The sequence below is a fragment of the Spirillospora sp. NBC_01491 genome, assembly GCF_036227065.1.
Taxonomy (GTDB): domain Bacteria; phylum Actinomycetota; class Actinomycetes; order Streptosporangiales; family Streptosporangiaceae; genus Spirillospora; species Spirillospora xylanilytica.
Map to the genome: position 1 here is coordinate 2710948 of NZ_CP109432.1, position 20792 is coordinate 2731739.

12 protein-coding genes and 3 rRNA genes are annotated in these 20792 nt (G+C 68.3%); 7 read left to right on the top strand and 8 right to left on the bottom strand.

The window, feature by feature from the left end; all coding sequences use genetic code 11:
- Positions 1–50 precede the first annotated feature (50 nt).
- The gene (locus OHA34_RS12740) at positions 51–2588 is read right to left on the bottom strand and encodes an ABC transporter permease (protein WP_329521707.1); all 2538 of its coding nucleotides are present in this window, start codon (positions 2586–2588) and stop codon (positions 51–53) included.
- Positions 2585–3295: an ABC transporter ATP-binding protein gene (locus tag OHA34_RS12745; protein ID WP_443029635.1), complete on the bottom strand. Its 711-nt coding sequence runs from the start codon at positions 3293–3295 to the stop codon at positions 2585–2587. The genes OHA34_RS12740 and OHA34_RS12745 overlap by 4 nt, the downstream gene beginning before the upstream one ends.
- Before the next feature lie 393 nt (positions 3296–3688).
- On the opposite strand from OHA34_RS12745, the gene OHA34_RS12750 reads away from it, so the two are divergent.
- The 4 genes from OHA34_RS12750 to OHA34_RS12765 all read left to right on the top strand — a co-directional run bounded on the left by OHA34_RS12750 (position 3689) and on the right by OHA34_RS12765 (position 6997).
- Positions 3689–4573 (top strand): TetR/AcrR family transcriptional regulator, encoded by an 885-nt coding sequence (locus OHA34_RS12750; RefSeq protein ID WP_329521708.1) that lies wholly within the window; start codon positions 3689–3691, stop codon positions 4571–4573.
- A gap of 125 nt (positions 4574–4698) precedes the next feature.
- Positions 4699–5700, top strand: coding sequence for an AurF N-oxygenase family protein (locus OHA34_RS12755; RefSeq protein ID WP_329521709.1), 1002 nt, complete (start codon positions 4699–4701; stop codon positions 5698–5700).
- A gap of 144 nt (positions 5701–5844) precedes the next feature.
- Positions 5845–6030 (top strand): hypothetical protein, encoded by a 186-nt coding sequence (locus OHA34_RS12760; protein WP_285941362.1) that lies wholly within the window; start codon positions 5845–5847, stop codon positions 6028–6030.
- Between the two features lie 142 nt (positions 6031–6172).
- Positions 6173–6997 carry an SDR family NAD(P)-dependent oxidoreductase gene (locus tag OHA34_RS12765; protein ID WP_285941363.1) on the top strand — a complete coding sequence of 275 codons (825 nt, stop codon included), beginning with the start codon at positions 6173–6175 and terminating at the stop codon, positions 6995–6997.
- A 122-nt stretch (positions 6998–7119) separates the two neighbouring features.
- Here the strand turns inward: OHA34_RS12765 and OHA34_RS12770 are convergent, their stop codons facing one another.
- Positions 7120–8148, bottom strand: coding sequence for a PP2C family protein-serine/threonine phosphatase (locus OHA34_RS12770; protein WP_285941365.1), 1029 nt, complete (start codon positions 8146–8148; stop codon positions 7120–7122).
- Positions 8149–8575: 427 nt separating this feature from the next.
- On the opposite strand from OHA34_RS12770, the gene OHA34_RS12775 reads away from it, so the two are divergent.
- Positions 8576–9064, top strand: coding sequence for a DUF523 domain-containing protein (locus tag OHA34_RS12775; RefSeq protein ID WP_285941367.1), 489 nt, complete (start codon positions 8576–8578; stop codon positions 9062–9064).
- 39 nt (positions 9065–9103) lie between these two features.
- On the opposite strand, the gene rrf is transcribed toward OHA34_RS12775, so the two are convergent.
- The 3 genes from rrf to OHA34_RS12790 form a co-directional block, all read right to left on the bottom strand.
- Positions 9104–9220, bottom strand: a 5S ribosomal RNA gene (rrf, locus tag OHA34_RS12780).
- Positions 9221–9400: 180 nt separating this feature from the next.
- Positions 9401–12518, bottom strand: a 23S ribosomal RNA gene (locus OHA34_RS12785).
- A 449-nt stretch (positions 12519–12967) separates the two neighbouring features.
- A 16S ribosomal RNA gene (locus OHA34_RS12790) occupies positions 12968–14485 on the bottom strand.
- The 16S, 23S and 5S rRNA genes sit together here, the layout of an rRNA operon.
- A gap of 800 nt (positions 14486–15285) precedes the next feature.
- Between OHA34_RS12790 and OHA34_RS12795 the strand changes: the two genes are divergently transcribed.
- The gene (locus OHA34_RS12795) at positions 15286–16263 is read left to right on the top strand and encodes an ATP-binding cassette domain-containing protein (RefSeq protein ID WP_285944439.1); all 978 of its coding nucleotides are present in this window, start codon (positions 15286–15288) and stop codon (positions 16261–16263) included.
- Positions 16260–17081, top strand: a complete 822-nt coding sequence (locus tag OHA34_RS12800) for an ABC transporter permease (RefSeq protein WP_285944438.1) — start codon at positions 16260–16262, stop codon at positions 17079–17081. The genes OHA34_RS12795 and OHA34_RS12800 overlap by 4 nt, the downstream gene beginning before the upstream one ends.
- A 49-nt stretch (positions 17082–17130) precedes the next feature.
- Here OHA34_RS12800 and OHA34_RS12805 read toward each other — a convergent pair whose 3' ends face one another.
- Together OHA34_RS12805 and OHA34_RS12810 are read right to left on the bottom strand one after the other, a co-directional pair.
- The gene (locus tag OHA34_RS12805; protein WP_285944437.1) at positions 17131–17382 is read right to left on the bottom strand and encodes a hypothetical protein; all 252 of its coding nucleotides are present in this window, start codon (positions 17380–17382) and stop codon (positions 17131–17133) included.
- A gap of 77 nt (positions 17383–17459) precedes the next feature.
- Positions 17460–20726, bottom strand: coding sequence for an AfsR/SARP family transcriptional regulator (locus OHA34_RS12810; RefSeq protein WP_329521710.1), 3267 nt, complete (start codon positions 20724–20726; stop codon positions 17460–17462).
- Positions 20727–20792: the final 66 nt, after the last annotated feature.

Consider the following 20792-nt stretch of genomic DNA (forward strand, 5'->3'; position numbering starts at 1 on the left):
CCCGCCCGGAGCCACCGGGTCAGGGCCGGGACCGGCATCAGGTCAGGGCGTCACGGCGCGGCGATCGAGGAGAGGATCGCCGACCGGGAGGCCCGCCGGGCCGGACGGATCGCGGCCGGTACACCGGCGACCGCGCCCACCACGGCGATCACCGCGAGCTGGGTCCCGGACGGCGCGAACGGGTTGCCGAGCGACCGGCCGAGCCCCCAGCCGAGGAACAGGCCGAGCCCGATCCCCCCGGCCGTCCCGAACAGCGCGACGATCACCGATTCCCAGCGCACCATCGACCTGACCTGGGACCGGGTCGCGCCGACGGCCCGGAGCAGGCCGAGCTCGCGGGTCCGCTCGTGGACCGACAGCGCCAGGGTGTTGGCGATGCCGAGCAGCGCGATGACGATCGCCAGCGCGAGCATCCCGTACACGACGGCGATGAAACCGTTAATGTCCTCGGTCTGCGCGGCGACGAAGCGGTCCCGTGACTGCGCCTCGGGGGCCCCGTAAGGCGCGGCGGCCCTGGTGAGGGCCCGCTCGGCGTCCGCGGGCGACGCCCCGGGCCTCAGGTCGACGAACGCCAGGGTGTCGAGCGGCTGCCCGGTGTGCGCGTTCCACACCGCGCGGGGCACCAGGTAGTCGCCGGCGAGATCGGTGTTCTTGTAGACCGCGCCGACCTGGAGGGTCTGCCGGGTCCCGTCGGCGAACGTCACGCCGACCCGGGACCCGGGCCGCCAGCCGCGGTCGCGGGCGATCTTCTCCGACACCGCCAGCCCGCCGGTCGCGCCGTCCCCGCCCGTGGAGGGGGTCGCGGCGAGGCCGCCCTGGACGACGTCCAGGTCCAGCACGCGTTGCAGGCTCACCAGGTCGGCGATCCGCACGTTGGCGGGCCGTCCGTCCACCCGCAGGTCGCCCCGTCCCATCCCGGCGACGTTCCGGACCTGGGGCAGCTCGGCGGCGTCCGCGGCGAAGCGGGTGTCGAATCCACCGGTCTCGTTGCTGCCGGCGTTGACCACGATCCGGCCATGGAAGGAGCCCGCCACGCCGTCCTCCAGCCCCGCGCGCAGCGAGCCGATCAGCACGATGAGCAGGGTGACCACGCCGACGCCGATCATCAGCGCGGTCGCGGCGCCGACCGTGCGGCGCGGGCTGCGCCGGGCGTTGTCGCGGGCGAGCGCGCCGGGGACGCCGCGCAGCCGCGCCGCGGGCGCGCCGGCGACCGCGGCGGCCCGGCGGGCCACCACGGGCCCGAGCGCCACCATCGCGATCAGGCACAGCACGGCGCCCGCGGCGGTCATCGGGACCCGCCCGGTCAGCGCGCCGAGGGCGACCGAGCCCGCGGCGACGGCGGCCAGCACCGAACCGATGATGATCCTGGTGTCGGTGGGCGCGGTGCTCTCGGCGGCGACCTCGCGCAGCGCGGCCAGCGGCGGCACCCGGGAGACCCGCAGCGCGGGGCCGAGCGCGGCGATCAGCGTGACGGCCAGGCCGACCGGCACGGCGACCAGGGCGGCGGTGGCGGTGAACACCAGCCCCTGCATCGCGATCCCGATCCGGAAGGCCGAGAACAGCCGTCTCAGCAGCTCCGCGAAGCCGATCCCGCCGGCCAGCCCCGCGAGCGTGGCCACGGCGCCGACCGCCAGGGCCTCGGCGGCGGCGATCGCGGCGACCTGGCGGCGCCGGGCACCGAGCGCTCTCAGCAGAGCCGACTCCCGTGTCCGCTGCGCCATGGTGATGGCGAACGTGTTGTGGATGCTGAACGCCGCGACCAGCAGCGCCACCCCGCCGAACGCGGCGAGCACGACGCGGAAGCCCCGCAGGAATCCGCTCTCCACCGCGCTCAGTCCCTCGTCCACCTGACCGTCGCCGGTGATGGCCTCGGTCCCGGCCGGCAGGACCGGCCGCACGCGCGCGGCCAGCGCGTCCTGGCTCAGCCCGTCCGCGGCCCGGATCCAGACCGCGGTGATGCGGTCTGGTGTACGCGCGACGTAGCGGCGGGCGCCTTCCAGGGTGAACGCCGTGAAGGCGGTCTCGCCGAAAGCGTCCTCGTCTCCGAACCTGCTGATGCCGACGACGGTGACCGGGACCTTCTCAGGGGTGAGCACGGCCGTGCGGTCCCCGACACGGAGCCTGCCCTCGTCGGCGAACATCTTGTTGATGACGACCTCGTCGGGCGCGCGGGGTGCCCGTCCCTCAGCGAGGCGGTACGGGTTGAGCTTCGGGTCGGTCAGCCAGTTCCCGGCCGTCCTGGGGCCGCGCGACTGGATCGTGGTGCCGTCCTTGGCCAGTAACTGTCCCGACCCCTGGATGACCGGTTCGGCGTTCGCGACGCCGTCCACGCGCCGTACCCGGTCCAGGGCCGCGGCGTCGATCTGCCCACGGGGGCCCCAGGGGGCGTCGCTCACCTTGGTCGCGTTCCGTACGGTGACATCGGTGTCCCCGTACGCGCGCGCGTAGTAGTCGTCGATGCTCCCCGCCAGCGTGTCGCCGAGCACCAGCGTGCCGGTAAGGAACGCCACGCCGAGGAACACGGCCACGAGGGAGCCCGCGAGCCGCCGCCTGCGCCCCCACAGCTCCTTGAGGACCAGCCCGGTCACGACAGGCCCCCGAGGCCGTGCATCCGGTCCAGGACGCGGTCGGCGGTCGGGGCGTCCATGACGTCGGCGACGCGGCCGTCGGCGAGGAACACCACCGCGTCGGCGCGGGCCGCCGCGGCCGGGTCGTGGGTGACCATCGCGACGGTCTGGCCGAGGTCGTCCACCGCGCCGCGCAGCAGCGCGAGGACCTCGGCTCCGGTGCGGGAGTCCAGGTTGCCGGTCGGCTCGTCGGCGAACACGATCTGCGGCCGGGTGACCAGCGCGCGGGCCAGCGCGACCCGCTGCTGCTGACCGCCCGACAGCTCGGACGGACGGTGCGTCAGCCGGTCGCCGAGGCGCAGGACCCGCACCACCGTGTCCAGCCACTCCCGGTCGGGACGGGTGCCGGCCAGCGTCATCGGCAGCGTGATGTTGTCAAGCGCAGTGAGCGTCGGGAGCAGGTTGAACGCCTGGAAGACGAACCCGATCCGTTCCCGCCGCAGCCGGGTGAGCCGCCGGTCGGAGAGCGCGCCGAGCTCCTGGCCGCCCACGTAGACCTTGCCGGACGTCGCGCCGTCCAGCCCGGCGACGCAGTGCATGAGCGTGGACTTGCCGGCCCCGGACGGTCCCATGACGGCGGTGAACCGGCCGGCCGGGAGCACCACGCTGACGTTGTCGAGCGCGCACACGGCCATGTCCCCCGTGCCGTACACCTTGCTGAGCCCCACGGTCCGCGCACCACCCTCCGGCGCACCGCCCCCCAACGGACCGCCGGCCGCCTCGTCCTCGGGGACCGGGCGCCGTCCGGGCGCCCCGTCGGTGATCGATCGCCTTGCCTCCGCTGCGTTTCCCATGGACCAGATCGTCGCGCCATGGTCTGCGGCGCGTCGTCCGGCCAGGAGAGGCACCCCGCCTGCTCCCCGTGCGGCACCACCTGCGGCGCGCGTACGCCCAACGCGGTACCGGCCGTCCGGTCAGCCGGTGAACAGGGTGCGGGAACGTTCCGAGCCCAGAGGAACAGGCCCGAGATGCCCCGCGAATCAGACTCGCCGTCCAATTGTGACCCGCGCAACATACATGCAGGCTTGCTTGCTTGTATGTCGCGCTCGTACGGTCGGGGTGTGTCAGTGAGCACTCGGCGACGTCATCCGCGCAGGCGCGGCAGCAGCGGCGGCGGTCGGCGCACCCAGGAGGAGCGCCGGTCGCAGACGCAGGCACGCCTGCTGGAGGCGACCATGGACTGCCTCGTCCACCTGGGCTGGTCGGGCACCTCCACCACGGAGGTCGCCCGCCGCGCCGGCGTCTCGCGCGGCGCCCAGCAGCACCACTACCCGACCAAGATGGTGCTGGTCGCCGCGTCGCTCGAGCACCTGCTGGAGGCGCAGCGGCTGGCGTACGAGTCGGCGTTCGCGGTGCTGCCGGCCGGCCGGCGCAACGTCGAGGGCGCGCTCGACCTGCTCTGGGAGGTCTTCCGCGGCCCGCCCGCCAAGGCGCTCATGGAGCTGGCCGTCGCGGCCCGCACCGACGAGGAGCTGCGCCCGCTCTGCCGCGACCTCAACGAGCGCATCCTCCAGGTCATCACCGAGACCTTCGAGCGCATGTTCCCCGAGAACGAGCTCGCGCCCGACTTCGTCCCGACGCTGCTGCGCGGCCTGTTCGCGATGTTCGTCGGGCTGTCGGTGCAGAACGCGCTGGACGATGACGCCAGCGGCCACCAGGAGGCCGTGCTCAGGCAGGTCAAGGACTTCGCCCGGCTGATCGTCCCCCAGCCCGGAACACCCACCGCGGCGTCCCCGCCGCCCACCACCGACACCGGCTCCACCCCGCCGGGCGACGCCGCTCCCACGAGCGTCACGTCCACCGCCTGCACCAGGGGAGCGGCGGCCACCGCGCCCCCCTCCAGTGCGGCGACCTCCGAACCCGCCTCCGAACCCGCCTCCCCCCTCGGCAAAGCACCCGTGGCCGAGTTCAGGGCCCCCGACGCCCCGGCCGCGACGTACACCTGAAGCATCCCGACACCGCACTTCGAACGCCGTGAACCCCGCACCGCACCCCGTTCACCCCACCCCGTTCACCGCACCCAGCACGCCGACCCCCTGAACACCGCCCACCTCCCGAGGGAGCGCTCGACATGACCAAGGCCCCCACCGAACTCGCCGAGGAAGTCCGCGAGCAGGTCAAGGACAAGAAGGCTTACCTGGGTGTCATCGAGCGCCTCAACAAGGCCTCGGTGGACAAGCACTGGGAGGCGTACGCCGACATCCCGTGGAACGACCCCGAGTTCCTGGTCGACAAGACCGACCCGCGCTGGATCCTCCCGCCGTTCGACCGGCTCGGCGAGACCGCCTGGTACCAGTCCCAGCCGCCCGAGATCCAGGCGCAGATCGGGCTGTGGCGGGTCGCCACCGCCATGAAGATCGGCCTTCAGTTCGAGAACCTGCTCAAGCGCGGCCTGCTCAACTACGCCTACCGGCTGCCGAACGGCCGGCCCGAGTTCCGCTACGTCTACCACGAGACGACCGAGGAATGTCACCACGGGATGATGTTCCAGGAGTTCGTCAACCGCACCAAGATGCCGATCAAGGGCATGCCGCGGGCGCTCAGCGCGGTCGCGCAGGCCGCCCCGTGGATCCCGCTGGTCAACACCGAGCTGTTCTTCGTGTTCGTGCTCGGCGGCGAGGACCCGATCGACTACGTGCAGCGCAAGTCCCTCAAGGGCGGGCACATCAAGCACCCGCTCGAGGAGACCATCATGAAGATCCACATCGCCGAGGAGGCCCGGCACATCTCCTTCGCCCGGCACTACCTCAAGCACCGGGTGCCGAACATGAACCCGATCCGGCGCCGGATCCTCGGCGTCGCCACCCCGATCGTGCTCGGCGTGATGGCGCGGATCATGCTCTCCCCGCCCGGCCCGATGGTGCGGCACTTCAACATCCCCAAGGACGTCGTCCGCGACGCCTACAAGAACGACGCGGCCCAGGCCGAGATCGCCAACTCCGTCGGCAAGATCCGCGATCTGATGGCCGAGCTCGACGTCGTCAACCCGGTCAACAAGCGGGTGTGGAAGGCGTTCGGCATCTGGGACGAGCCGAAGCGGCGCCGCGCCGTCCAGCCGGCCAAGGCCGCCTGACCCGTGACCCGTGACCCGCGCACGCGCCGCGGCGGACGCGCCCGCGCCCTCCCCCCGTCCCGCCGCGGTGACGCCCGCGGCGGGACCGGGCGGACCGTACAAGGTCGTCATCGTCGGCACCGGCTTCTCGGGTTCACCACCTGGGTGCGCCGCAAGTCGGAGGGCGCCGTCTGGATGGCCGGCGGCTGCACCGGCTGGTATCTCGACCGCGACGGCGCCAACCGGGCCGCCTGGCCCGCCTCGACGGTGAACTACTGGCTCCGCACCCGGCGCCTGGACCCGGCCGACTTCGAGGTGGAGCGGCTGGAGCAGCCGGCCGGCCGTCCTTAGCACCGCGGTGAGTACCGGGACGGTCCACCGCCCCGTAGAATCCACCCAATTAAACGCCCCATCCAATTAGTCGGCGCGGGCCGGGCCCACTCCCCCTTCGGGCCCGGCCGCGCGGTCGGCCCTCGCAGCGAGCGGAGCCCCGATGAGCATTGCGATCGTGACCGGAGGCGCGTCCGGCATCGGCCGCGCGGTCGCCACGTCCCTGGTAGCGCGCGGCGACACGGTGATCGTCACCGACATCAACGCGGGCGGCGCCGCGAAGGTCGCGGCCCGGCTGAACACCCTCGGCCGCGGCAGGGCGACCTCGGCGGCGCTGGACGTCACCGACGCGGGCGCGGTGGAGGAGCTGTACAAGGGCGCCGCCGCCGAGCACGGCCGGCTCGACCTGGTCTTCAACAACGCCGGCATCGCGATCGGCGGCCTGGCCGAGGAGCTCACCCTCGACCACTGGAACCGGGCCATCGACATCAACCTCAAGGGCGTGGTGCACGGCGTGCACGCCGCGTACCCGATCATGCTGGCGCAGGGCTCCGGGCACATCGTCAACACCGCCTCACTGGCCGGGCTGGTCCCGATGCCGATCGGCATCCCCTACACCGCCACCAAGCACGCCGTGGTGGGGCTGTCCCTCGGCCTGCGCGCCGAGGCAGCCGGACGCGGCGTCAGGGTCAGCGTGGTCTGCCCGAGCTTCGTCGACACCCCCCTGCTCGCCAACGTCAACCCCGACCTGCCCGAGACCCCGATGAGCGGCGACGCCAAGAACGACATCAAGAAGGCGTCGCCCCGCCTCTACACCGCCGAGAAGCTGGCCCGCGACATCGTCCGCGGCATCGACAAGAACCAGGCGCTGATCGTCGCCCCCGCCCATGGCCGGCTGGCCTGGCGGGGCGTGCGCCTCAACCCGGCCGCCGCGGTGCGCGTCGCGCAGATCGCCGTCGACCGCGTCCGCGCCGACAAGAAGAGCTGACCCGCCCGCACCTCGGCCGGACGCGACCGGGCCGCTCCACCACCGGCCCCAACTCGCGCGCCGCGCACCCCGCGCCCTCCGGAGCTCATGCCCCGCGTGATGCGCGCCGCGCCGTGCGGGGGTCACCAGCCGAAGCGCACCAGGAGCAGTGCCGTGTCGTCGTGGAGCCGTCCGCCGACGTAGGCACGCAGGTCGGTCTCGAGGCGTTCCATCAGCTCTCGGGGATCGTCGCAGGCCAACGCGCGGGCGCGTTCGGCGAGCGGGTAGAAGCGGCCGGCCGCGTTCCGCGCGTCGCTCACCCCGTCGGTGTAGATCAGCATCCGGTCCCCCGGCCCCAGCGCAAGGGTGGTGGCCGCGCACCCTCCCTCCACCATGCGCAGCAGGCCGAGCGGCGGGGCCGGGGGCAGCATGTCGGCGAACCCCACCCGGCCGTCGGCCCGCAGCAGCAGCGGCGGCGGATGCCCGCACGTGACCAGCTCAACGGTGTCGGCGTCGGCGGAGACCTCGGCGAACAGCGCGGTGACGAACTCCTCCTCACCGGTCCGGGTGGCGAGGAACGCGTCGAGCCGGGCGGCGACCTCGGGCAGCGACTTCTCGTGCTGGACGAGTTCGCGGTACGCGCCGAGCACGTCGGTGGCCTGCTCGACGGCGGCCAGCCCCTTCCCCATCACGTCGCCGACGATCAGCCGCACCCCGTAGGGGGTGCTGGCGACGTCGTAGAGGTCGCCGCCCACGCGGGCCTGCGCCGCGGCGGCCAGGTAGCGGACCCGCGCGTGCACCGGGCCGAGCCGTTCGGGCACCGGCCGCAGCAGCGCCCGCTGCATCGCCTCGGCGATCTCGCGCAGGTCGGCCTGGGCGGTATCGCTGCGCTGCTGCCTGCGCGCGGAGATGTACATCATCGCCGTGGTGGCCGCGATGCCGAGCGGGCTGCCGACCGCGACGATCGGATGGGCCTCGCGGTGCAGGATCGCGAGCGGCGTCGCGACGGCCAGCGTCAGCGCCCCGATCAGCAGCGCGTATCGGGGCGGGCAGGAGGGGTACAGCGCCGCCAGCGTGGGGACGGCGACCAGGAGGGCCATGGTGGTGTAGCGGTCGGGCAGAACGAGGTCGGCGGCCGTGATGGCGCCGATGAGGGCGGCGAGCGTGATCACGATGGCATCGCCCCCGCGAATCCGGTGCTGCGGCCGGGCTGGTGCGATCGAGGCATGAAGCATCGCCGCTCTCCCTGGACGAGGTACCCAGTGTCAGTGACAATGGCCGATTGTAGTCAGGTGATCACATTTTGCAGCGGGATATCGGCGAAAAGCAGCGACGGGTTCGCCAGAGCTGCCTTCCTCGCCAGAAATGCCTGTCCCGCCGGGAGTCCCCGCCTACCAAGAGCGTCTGCCTTTCTACCGGCACCGCCGCCCGCGAACTGCACGGAGCCCCCGCCGTTCCGAACGAATACACAGGGCCGAAGCGAAGTTGGCGGCGGGCAGGACCCACTTCAGTGAGCATCCGCCCCACGACGGCCCGCCGGCCAGGACCAGTGGGAGTCGCCGGGGAGTCCCATCGAAGCGGTCCGCATAGGCTGATCGTGTGGAATCGATTCTGGTGAGCTCCTGTCTGCTCGGCAGGCCCGTCCGGTACGACGGGCGCGGGAAGGCCGTGCACGACGAGCTGTTCGCGCAGTGGCGCACGGAGGGACGTCTCGTCCCGTTCTGCCCGGAGGTGTCGGGCGGTCTGCCGGTGCCGCGCCCCCCGGCCGAGATCGTCGGTGACGCCGCGGCGGTGCTCGACGGCACGGCCCAAGTACGAACCGCCGCAGGCGAGGACGTCACGGAGCACTTCGTCCGCGGGGCCCGGCTCGCCCTGGAGGCCGCTGAGCGCGCCGGCGCCCGGATCGCGCTTCTGAAACAGGGCAGCCCTTCCTGCGGGAACGGGCGGGTCCACGACGGGACGTTCGCCGGCGTGTCCGTCGCGGGAGACGGAGTGACCACCGTCCTCTTGGAACGCAACGGCGTCAGCGTCTTCAGCGAGGACGACCTGCTGGCCGTGCAGTCGCTTCTGAAAGAGCTGGAGAAATGAGAAAGGCCCCGCCGAATGGCGGGGCCTTTCACAAAAAGAGTCCGGCGGTGTCCTACTCTCCCACACAGTCTCCCGTGCAGTACCATCGGCGCTGAAGGGCTTAACTTCCGGGTTCGGGATGGGACCGGGTGTTTCCCCTCCGCCATAACCACCGAACGACCAAACCCCAACCACCCAACCCAATCGGGTGGCGGGAAGTAATCGTCCAAGCAACCAAAGCTCAGAGCAATATTCACAAATCAAAACCCCGCATACGGGGGCGTGTTCCCGTTTGTTTTCCGGGAACTACACAGGGACGCGAACACCAAACGACAGCAGCAAAACATTTTAGAAGTGTTGTTCAAGCCGCTCGGCCTATTAGTACCGGTCAACTCCACACGTTACCGTGCTTCCATGTCCGGCCTATCAACCCAATGGTCTGTTGGGGGCCTTAACCCACCCCGAAAGGTGGGAGGGAGAACTCATCTCGAGGAAGGCTTCCCGCTTAGATGCTTTCAGCGGTTATCCCTACCGAACGTAGCCAACCAGCCGTGCCCCTGGCGGGACAACTGGCACACCAGAGGTTCGTCCGTCCCGGTCCTCTCGTACTAGGGACAGACCCTCTCAATTCTCCTACGCGCGCAGCGGATAGGGACCGAACTGTCTCGCGACGTTCTAAACCCAGCTCGCGTGCCGCTTTAATGGGCGAACAGCCCAACCCTTGGGACCTACTCCAGCCCCAGGATGCGACGAGCCGACATCGAGGTGCCAAACCATCCCGTCGATATGGACTCTTGGGGAAGATCAGCCTGTTATCCCCGGGGTACCTTTTAGCCGTTGAGCGACACCGCTTCCACACGCCGGTGCCGGATCACTAGGCCCTGCTTTCGCACCTGCTCGACACGTCCGTCTCACAGTCAAGCTCCCTTGTGCCCTTGCACTCACCACCTGATTACCAACCAGGCTGAGGGAACCTTTGGGCGCCTCCGTTACTCTTTAGGAGGCAACCGCCCCAGTTAAACTACCCACCAGGCACTGTCCCCCACCCGGATTCACGGGTGCGGGTTAGACGCTCAAAACGACCAGAGTGGTATTTCACCAACGACTCCACCGACACTGGCGTGCCGGCTTCACAGTCTCCCACCTATCCTACACAAGACGCTTCAGGCGCCAATGCCAAGCTATAGTGAAGGTCCCGGGGTCTTTCCGTCCTGCTGCGCGAAACGAGCATCTTTACTCGTACTGCAATTTCGCCGGGCCTGTGGTTGAGACAGCGGGGAAGTCGTTACGCCATTCGTGCAGGTCGGAACTTACCCGACAAGGAATTTCGCTACCTTAGGATGGTTATAGTTACCACCGCCGTTTACCGGCGCTTAGATTCTCAGCCTCGACCCCCCGAAAGGGATCTAACCGGTCCTCTTAACGTTCCGGCACCGGGCAGGCGTCAGTCCGTATACAGCGTCTTACGACTTAGCACGGACCTGTGTTTTTAGTAAACAGTCGCTTCCCCCTGGCCTCTGCGACCACCCCCAGCTCCGGCAGCAAGTGCCATCACCGGACGTGGTCCCCCTTCTCCCAAAGTTACGGGGGCAATTTGCCGAGTTCCTTAACCACAGTTCACCCGATCGCCTTGGTATTCTCTACCTGACCACCTGAGTCGGTTTGGGGTACGGGCCGCCGGTACACTCACTAGAGGCTTTTCTCGGCAGCATGGGATCACTCACTTCACCTAAAACGGCTCGGCATCACATCTCACCCTTAAATGCGCCACGGATTTACCTATAGCGCGGGCTACATGCTTACCCCAGGACAACCATCGCCTGGGCTGAGCTACCCTCCTGCGTCACCCCATCGCTCACCTACTACCCCCTCGGACCGACCGCTAGGCCAAACCAGCCCCCGAAGGGACCGGAAAGGATTCAGGGTCTTAGCATCAGAGGATTCAGCGTTGGCGCATACCAGCGGGTACGGGAATATCAACCCGTTGTCCATCGACTACGCCTGTCGGCCTCGCCTTAGGTCCCGACTTACCCTGGGCGGATTAGCCTGCCCCAGGAACCCTTGGTCATCCGGCGCACACGTTTCTCACGTGTGATTCGCTACTCATGCCTGCATTCTCACTCCCACAGCCTCCACCACTCGATCACTCGGCGGCTTCGCCGGCTGCAGGACGCTCCCCTACCCACCCACACCAAAGATGTGAGTGCCACGGCTTCGGCGGTGTGCTTGAGCCCCGCTACATTGTCGGCGCGGAATCACTTGACCAGTGAGCTATTACGCACTCTTTCAAGGGTGGCTGCTTCTAAGCCAACCTCCTGGTTGTCACAGCAACTCCACATCCTTTACCACTTAGCACACGCTTAGGGGCCTTAGCCGATGATCTGGGCTGTTTCCCTCTCGACTACGAACCTTATCGCCCGCAGTCTCACTGCCGCGCTCTCACTTACCGGCATTCGGAGTTTGGCTGACGTCAGTAACCTTGTAGGGCCCATTAGCCATCCAGTAGCTCTACCTCCGGCAAGAAACACACGACGCTGCACCTAAATGCATTTCGGGGAGAACCAGCTATCACGGAGTTTGATTGGCCTTTCACCCCTAACCACAGGTCATCCCCCAGGTTTTCAACCCTGGTGGGTTCGGGCCTCCACACCGTCTTACCGGCGCTTCACCCTGCCCATGGCTAGATCACTCCGCTTCGGGTCTACAGCATGCGACTCAAACGCCCTATTCAGACTCGCTTTCGCTACGGCTACCCGCCACCGGTTAACCTCGCCACACACCATAACTCGCAGGCTCATTCTTCAAAAGGCACGCCATCACGAACAACACCCCGAAAGGCATTGAGGACGCTCTGACGGCTTGTAGGCACACGGTTTCAGGTACTATTTCACGACCCCTCACCGGGGCACTTTTCACCTTTCCCTCACGGTACTGGTCCGCTATCGGTCATCAGGAAGTATTCAGCCTTACCACGTGGTCGTGGCAGATTCACACGGGATTTCACGGGCCCCGTGCTACTCGGGAACACACCTAGAAGCCACTACAGGTTTCGTCTACCGGACTCTCACCGTCTACGGTCGGCCTTCCCATGCCGTTCAACTACCCGAGCAGTTTATAACTCCTTGCCAGACTGGTAGATCCGGCCAGATGGTCCCACAACCCCGCACACGCAACCCCTACCAGGTATCACACGCGCACGGTTTAGGCTAATCCGCTTTCGCTCACCACTACTCACGGAATCACTATTGTTTTCTCTTCCTGCGGGTACTGAGATGTTTCACTTCCCCGCGTTCCCACCAACCGCCCTATACATTCAGACGGCGGCGACACCCCATGACGGGTGCCAGGTTTCCCCATTCGGAAATCCCCGGATCAAAGTCTGGTTGCCGACTCCCCGAGGCATATCGCAGGCTCCCACGTCCTTCATCGGCTCCTGATGCCAAGGCATCCACCGTATGCCCTTAAAAACTTGAACACACAAAACGATCACAACAAATCGCAGATAAACAACAACAAAAGTCGTCGTTCACCAGAGATGCTCGCGTCCACTGTGCAGTTCTCAAAAAACAACCGGGCCCACCACACCAAAACACCCAAAAAGGGGTTCGATGTGATCCCGCAATCCAGAAGAAACAACCCAGCCCCCTCACACCAACCCCACAACAGGGCCGACATTCAGGGGCTGAAGGGTCCGTTCCCTCAGGACCCAACAGCGTGTCCAACCCACCACCCGCCCGAAACCGCCGTTCCCACTCCTCCCGAAGAAGGTGGTACTAACCGATCCACACGAACAATGAACTGAGTAGCCAGTGCTCCACATCTATGAGCAGCCGCCTGACGAACATACGCCGTCAAAAGCGACCACCGACCAAACCCCACCCCCCGAAGAGGATGTCAGGATCCGGCCAGTTGAATGCTCCTTAGAAAGGAGGTGATCCAGCCGCACCTTCCGGTACGGCTACCTTGTTACGACTTCGTCCCAATCGCCGGCCCCACCTTCGACCGCTCCCCCCATTGCTGGTTGGGCCACGGGCTTCGGGTGTTGCCGACTTTCGTGACGTGACGGGCGGTGTGTACAAGGCCCGGGAACGTATTCACCGCAGCGTTGCTGATCTGCGATTACTAGCGACTCCGACTTCACGAAGTCGAGTTGCAGACTTCGATCCGAACTGAGACCGGCTTTAAGGGATTCGCTCCACCTCACGGTATCGCAGCCCTCTGTACCGGCCATTGTAGCATGTTTGCAGCCCAAGACATAAGGGGCATGATGACTTGACGTCATCCCCACCTTCCTCCGAGTTGACCCCGGCGGTCTCCCATGAGTCCCCACCATAACGTGCTGGCAACATGGAACGAGGGTTGCGCTCGTTGCGGGACTTAACCCAACATCTCACGACACGAGCTGACGACAGCCATGCACCACCTGTCACCGGCCCAAAAGGACCCCGCATCTCTGCGAGTTTTCCGGCGATGTCAAGCCTTGGTAAGGTTCTTCGCGTTGCGTCGAATTAAGCAACATGCTCCGCCGCTTGTGCGGGCCCCCGTCAATTCCTTTGAGTTTTAGCCTTGCGGCCGTACTCCCCAGGCGGGGCGCTTAATGCGTTAGCTACGGCGCGGAATCCGTGGAAGGACCCCACACCTAGCGCCCAACGTTTACGGCGTGGACTACCAGGGTATCTAATCCTGTTCGCTCCCCACGCTTTCGCTCCTCAGCGTCAGTACAGGCCCAGAGAACCGCCTTCGCCACCGGTGTTCCTCCCGATATCTGCGCATTTCACCGCTACACCGGGAATTCCATTCTCCCCTACCTGCCTCTAGTCTGCCCGTATCCACCGCAGACCCACAGTTAAGCTGTGGGCTTTCACGACAGACGCGACAAACCGCCTACGAGCTCTTTACGCCCAATAATTCCGGACAACGCTTGCGCCCTACGTATTACCGCGGCTGCTGGCACGTAGTTAGCCGGCGCTTCTTCTGCAGGTACCGTCACGTTAGCTTCGTCCCTGCTGAAAGAGGTTTACAACCCGAAGGCCGTCATCCCTCACGCGGCGTCGCTGCGTCAGGCTTCCGCCCATTGCGCAATATTCCCCACTGCTGCCTCCCGTAGGAGTCTGGGCCGTGTCTCAGTCCCAGTGTGACCGGTCGCCCTCTCAGGCCGGTTACCCGTCGTCGCCTTGGTAGGCCATTACCCCACCAACAAGCTGATAGGCCGCGAGCCCATCCCCAACCGAAAAACTTTCCACCACCAGACCATGCGGCCAGTAGTAACATCCGGTATTAGACCCAGTTTCCCAGGCTTATCCCAGAGTCGGGGGCAGGTTGCTCACGTGTTACTCACCCGTTCGCCGCTCGAGTACCCCCGAAGGGGCCTTTCCGCTCGACTTGCATGTGTTAAGCACGCCGCCAGCGTTCGTCCTGAGCCAGGATCAAACTCTCCATTAAGGTCCAAACGACGACCCCGGGGGGCGAACCCCGAAACCGCCAAACCTCGGAAACAATCCCAGCAAAACCATGAACCCCGAAGAGTCCATGCAATTGCCTCAAAGGAATCCCTGCCACCAACCCGAAGGACAGTGGCACGGGGTGGTCCAGCCAACTAATGACCGAACCGATTAAGGCACTGGCTTTTAACACGCTGTTGAGTTCTCAAGAAACGGACACCCACCGCGCTCCACCCACTCTCGCGGGCCTCACTCCGGGGCAACCCTTCTAACTTACCAGGATCTTCCCGGCTGTCAAGTCCAGATCCGAAGATCTTTTTCGACGGTCAAGAATCACCCGATCCCCACACACCAACCACACAGACCCAAGCCTGCGACTCGATGTACCGGGGGGCCACCGGGCCGGCCACCTTGCGGCGTCCTGCATCCCGTTCCAGGCCTGCTACTTCAGCTTACCTCGGTTCGCAGTGTGCTTCGAACCGATTTCTTCTGAGTGGCTTTCCCCGGGGCCGTCCGCCTCTCGGCGTTCCGCATCCCCTCGGGGCAGGTAGAACGTTAGATTCCCGCGCCCCCCACGTCAAATCGGGACGCTTACCTCCGTGACCCCTCACGTAAACCTGCTGGTCACAGCCTGTTCACGAGCCGCAGTCGCGGTCGCGGTCGCGGCACGACCGGGCGTTCGGCGGACCGTGTCAGCGTCCCGTCAGCGTGACCGTCCCCGCGCGGCGCTCACGTCAGCACCACGTCAGTGCCGTCGCCGACGGTGGTTCCAGGCAGACGCCGAGACGTGAGGAACCGTGAATGAGCTATGTGATCCAGGCCGAGGGCCTGCGGAAGAGGTTCGGGGATACTCAGGCCCTGGACGGGGTCGACATCGCCGCGCGCCGTGGGACGGTGCTCGGTGTGCTGGGGCCGAACGGCGCCGGCAAGACCACGGCCGTGCGGGTCCTGGCCACCCTGTTGAAGCCCGACGCCGGGCGCGCGGAGGTGTGCGGGTACGACGTGCTGAAGGACGCGGTCCGGGTGCGCGCGATGATCGGGCTGACCGGCCAGTACGCCTCGGTGGACGAGGAGTTGACCGGGTCGGAGAACCTGCGCATGATCGCGCGGCTCCTGGATTTCAACCGGGCCGACGCACGTGACCGCGCCACCGGGCTGCTGGAGCAGTTCGGCCTGACCGAGCCCGGCGGGCGCGCGGTGAAGACCTACTCGGGCGGGATGCGGCGGCGGCTGGACCTGGCCGCCAGCCTGATCAACCGGCCGGAGGTCATCTTCCTGGACGAGCCCACGACCGGGCTCGACCCCCGCGCCCGCAACGACGTGTGGGACACCGTGCGCGAGGTGGTCGCCGACGGGGCCACGGTGCTGCTCACCACCCAGAACCTGGAGGAGGCCGACGCGCTCGCCGACCAGATCACGGTGGTCGACCACGGCCGGGTGATCGCCGAGGGCAGTTCCGCCGAGCTGAAGTCCCGGATCGGCCGGCAGACGCTGGAGGTCCGTGCGGCCGAGCCGTACCGGGCCTCGCAGCTCACCGCGATCGTCGCCGAGCTCACCGGGCTGCATCCGACCGTCCAGGAACCGTCCGGGCTGGTCACGGTTCCGGTGAGCGACCCGACACTGCTGTCCGCGGTGGTCCGGCGGCTGGACGAGGCGGACATCGTGGCCGCCGAGCTGGCGCTGCGCATGCCCAGCCTGGACGAGGTCTTCCTCACCCTCACCGGACATCCCGCCGAGGAGGCGGACACCGAATCCGTTCCCGAAAGGACTCCGGCATGACCGCCATCACGAGCACCGGTGTCACCGCACGGGTCGAGCCGCCAGGGCGGATCAGCCCCCAGCGCACGATGCGCCACGGGCTGACGCTCGCGTGGCGCAACATCGCGCAGCTCAAGCACTCTCCGGAGAAGCTGCTGGACACGATGCTGATGCCCATCGTGTTCCTGGTGCTGTTCCTCTACGTGTTCGGCGGGGCGGTGTCGGGCAGCACCCACACCTACCTACAGCAGTTGCTGCCCGGCCTGGTCGCGCAGATGACGATGTTCGCGACGATGAGTCTCGGCACCGCGTTGAACGAGGACATCCACAAGGGGGTCTTCGACCGGTTCCGGAGCCTGCCGATCGCCCGTTCCGCACCGCTGATCGGCACGGTCCTGGGGGACACGGTCCGGTTCGTCATAGTGATGACGGTCCTGGTCGGCTTCGGGTCGATCCTCGGGTTCCGGTTCCACAACGACCCACTATCAGTGCTGGCCGCCTTCGCCCTGGCCTATGTGTTCTACATGGGAGTCTCCTGGATCTCGGTGCTGGTCGGGCTGGTCGCCCCCTCACCGGGCACCGTGCAGGGACTGGCGTTCCTGTGGGTGATGCCATTGACGTTCGGCAGCAGCATCCTGATTCCCGACACCTCCAGCATGCCGGGGTGGCTACAGGCGTGGGCCAAGGTCAACCCGGTGTCGCATCTGGCGGACGCAATACGGGCACTCACCCTCGGCGGGCCTGTCGGCAACCACGCCTGGTACACGCTCGCCTGGGCGGCGGGCATCGTCCTGGTCACGTTCCCGCTGGCGATGCGGATGTACGCACGCCGCGCCTGACCCTGGGTGTGATGTCCCGGATAAGGCGCGGGCGTGCACGAGGAGCGCGCTACTCGGACCAGTCGGTCAAGCGGGCGTCGGCGCGGAATCTCAGTGCCGGGTCGACGTACCGCGCTTCTGGCACGGAGTACAGCCCCGCAAGGGCGGCCTGCTGGAACTCGTGACCGGCGGCGAGCACCGCCAGTTCCTCCGCCGTCGCGGGGAGGCCGCTGCGCGAGAGCAGCAGGCCGACCTCCGCGGCGGCGGGCGGGACGGCGGTCGTGGGTACGGCTGGGGCTGGCAGAACCGCGGTCTCCGTCATGGCGACTCCTCCGAAACGATGTCGGGGCAGTGGGGGCTGGTCAGGCGGTGGCCAGGGCGGTCGCGCCGTGATTCCCCTCATCCGCCGTCAGGGACGATGGCCAGGGCCTCTTCCCTTGTGGCGAGGCGTCCGCGCGCGTACGCCTCGTCGAAGCCCTCCGCGCCGAGCGCTTCGGTGGCCGCCGCAGTGGCGCGCCGTGCCTCAAGGCTGTAGCGGTCTCGGAAGCCGTGCAGTTTGTGCGCGGTGCCGAGCAGCTCCGCGGCGCGGACATGCTCGCCGCGCGCGGCGGAGAGCGCCGCCACCCCCTCGACGAGGGTGGCGAGGACCTGATTGCCCAGCAGCATGTTGTCGGCGACCCCAGAGAACGCCCAGGCGTGCAGGCGGGCCGCCTCCTCCAGATCGCCCTCCTGCTCGACCAGGCAGGCCAGCTTGGCGTAGACCATCACGCTGACCTGGGTGAAGTCGGCCCGGTGTCGTCTCGGCTCGACGTCCTCCAGAGCGCGTTCCAGCAGGGGACGCGCTGCGGCGAGGTTGCCCTCCCTGCGCTCAAGCTCGCTCAACCAGACACGGCCATGGGCCGCGTCGGCGTACTCACCGATCCGTTCAGTGTCGCGGATGCTGTCGGCAAGGTCCCGGCGCGCACCGTCGAAATCGCCATGTGCGGCCCGCGCTTGAGCGACGGTGATGCGCAGAACCGCGCCTTGCTCGTTGGAGCCCCGCCGCACGGCGTACTCGTAGGCCTCCTCCGCCAGGCGCACGGCCTCGGCCGTTTCGCCCCGCACCAGCGCGAGGTTCATCCGGCCGCTGAGCCCGAGGACCATCCCCCATCGGTCGCCGAGCTCACGGAACCCCTCGTAGGCGGCGCGGACCTGCTCGGCGGCCTGCTCGATCTCGCCGTCGTTCATCGCCAGGAACCCCTCCATGACGTGCGCCACGGCCCGGACCCAGGGGTCGGGATGCTCCGCGACGCCCTGTATCAACCGCCGGGCGCCGTCGATGTCGCCGGTGAAGAGCGGGCCGGCGACGGGCGCGATGATCAGGGCGGGGTGCCGCGGTTCCGCCGGCATCACCTTGACCAGCTGATCGATAAGGTCGCGGATCTGCACGGGGGTGGGGCCGGACTCGGAGGTCATCCCGTTCACCATCATCGCCGTCAAGAAGCAGATGGCGTACTGCTCCTCCAGTCCGGGCGGGGCCGTGTCGCCCGCGATCTCCCGCACCGCGATGGCCCAGCCGCCCGCCTCCCTCTCCAGATCGCGCATCAGCCAGAACCACGCCAGCGCCGCGACCAGACGCAGCCCGGTGGGCACGTCGCGGACGTCCAGGACATGCCGGAACGCCGCGTTGCAGTTGTCGCGCTCGGCGGCCAGCAGGTCGCTCCAGTGAAGCTGGTCGCGGCGGCGCAGCTCGGGTTCGGCGCGTTCGGCGAGCTCCACGAAGTGGGCGGCGTGCGCGCTTTTGATCCAGACGGTCTCACCCGCCTCGGCGAGCCGTTCGGCGCCGTATACGCGGACGGTCTCCAGGAGCCGGTACCGCACCTCCGGGTCGCCGCTCGCCATCACCAGGGACTTGTCCACCAGCGCGGCGATCACGTCGATCACGTCGCGCGGATCGGGCGCGCCGGCCCCCTCCACACCGCACACTGCAGTGGCGCCGTCGGGTGTGGCGCCGCCCGCGAACACCGACAGGCGGCGCAGCACCGTGCGCTCGACGTCGTCCAGGAGCTCCCAGCTCCAGTCGACCACTGCGCGCAGTGTCCGGTGCCGGGGCAACGCGGTACGGCTGCCGCCGGTCAGCAGCCGGAACCGGTCGCCGAGCCGTCCGGCCACCTGGGCCGGTGTCAGCGAGCGCAGCCGCGCGGCAGCCAACTCGATGGCCAGTGGGATGCCGTCCAGGGCGCGGCAGATCGCGACCACGTGCGCCGCGGTGTCGCCGTCCACGACGAACCCCGGGCGCACCGCGCCCGCGCGGTCGGCGAACAACCACACCGACGCGTAGCGCATCGCCTCCTCGGCGGCCGCGCCGTCCGGCGGCAGCGGCAGAGACGGGACGGGGCACAGGGACTCTCCGGTGATGCCGAGCGGCTCTCGGCTGGTCGCCAGGACGCGCACGCCGGGCGCGGCCTCCAGCACCCGGCCGACCACGCTCGCGACCGCGTCGATCAGGTGCTCGCAGTTGTCCAGAACGAGGACCATCCGCTTGGCCGCCATGAAGTCGGTCAGCCGCTCCAGCGGCGGCACCGGGGTGCGGGTCTCGGCGGTCCACGGCAGTTCGGGCACGCCGAGCGCGACCAGTACCGCCTTGGCCACGTCGCCGGGGTCGCTGACCGGTGCCAGCGGGACGAACCACACACCGTCGGGCTGCTCGTCCACCAGCCGGGCGGTGGTCTCGCCGGCCAGCCGTGTCTTGCCCGCGCCGCCGGGACCGGTGAGAGTGACCAGCCGCGTCTCGTCCAGCAGGCGTCCGACGCGTTCCGACTCCTTCTCGCGACCGACGAACGTGGTGAGCTGCGAGGGCAGGTTGGTCAACGCCGACCGGGGCGGGACCGCCCCGGGCGCCGAGTCCGGCAGGCGCGCGGGCGCGGATGAAAGCGCGGGCGCGCGCGAGGATGTCGGAGGGGTCAGGTCGGGGGCGCCCCTCAGGATGGCCACATGCACGGCGCTCAGTTCGGGCGAGGGGTCGACGCCGAGGCGTTCGGCTAGGTCGCACCGGGTCTCCTCGTACACGCGGAGGGCGTCGGCTTGGCGGCCCGCTGTGTAGAGCGCGCGCATGAGCTGCGCGCGGAGCCGCTCACGGAGCGGATGTGCGGCGGCCAGCTCCTCCAGCTCGACGACCTGGGGCACTCCCGTCCCCGCGGCGAGGTCGGCGTCGACGCGATCCTCCATCGCGGCGATCCGCAGCTCCTCCAGCCGCGCAATAACGGGGGCGGCGAAGTCGGCGTCGGCGATGTCGGCGAGCGCCGGGCCGCGCCACAGCGCGAGGGCGTCGTGCAGTTCGCGCGCGCGACGGGACGGGTCGGTCGCGCGGCGGGCCGCGGCGGCCCGCCGTTCGAAGGCGACGGCGTCCACCTCGTCCGCGTCGACCGCGAGCCGGTAGCCGCCCGGACCGAATTCGACCAGCTCACGGCCCGCGACGGCGCGCAGCCGGGAGACCAGCGCCTGTAAGGCGTTTCCGCCTGGCGGGGCGCCGTCCCACAGATCGTCGAGCAGCCGTTCGGCGGACACTGCCCGTCCGACGTCGATCGCCAGCCTGGCCAGCAGAGCGCGCAGACGCGGACCGCTGACCTCGACCGGCCGCGCGGCCTCGTCCCGCACCTCGAGCGGGCCCAGGATGCCGATACGCACGATTGCCTCCTCTCGGACATTGTCCCCCCGCGGCGGCGCCCCGTGGAGCGCCTCCGTGGCCGTCCG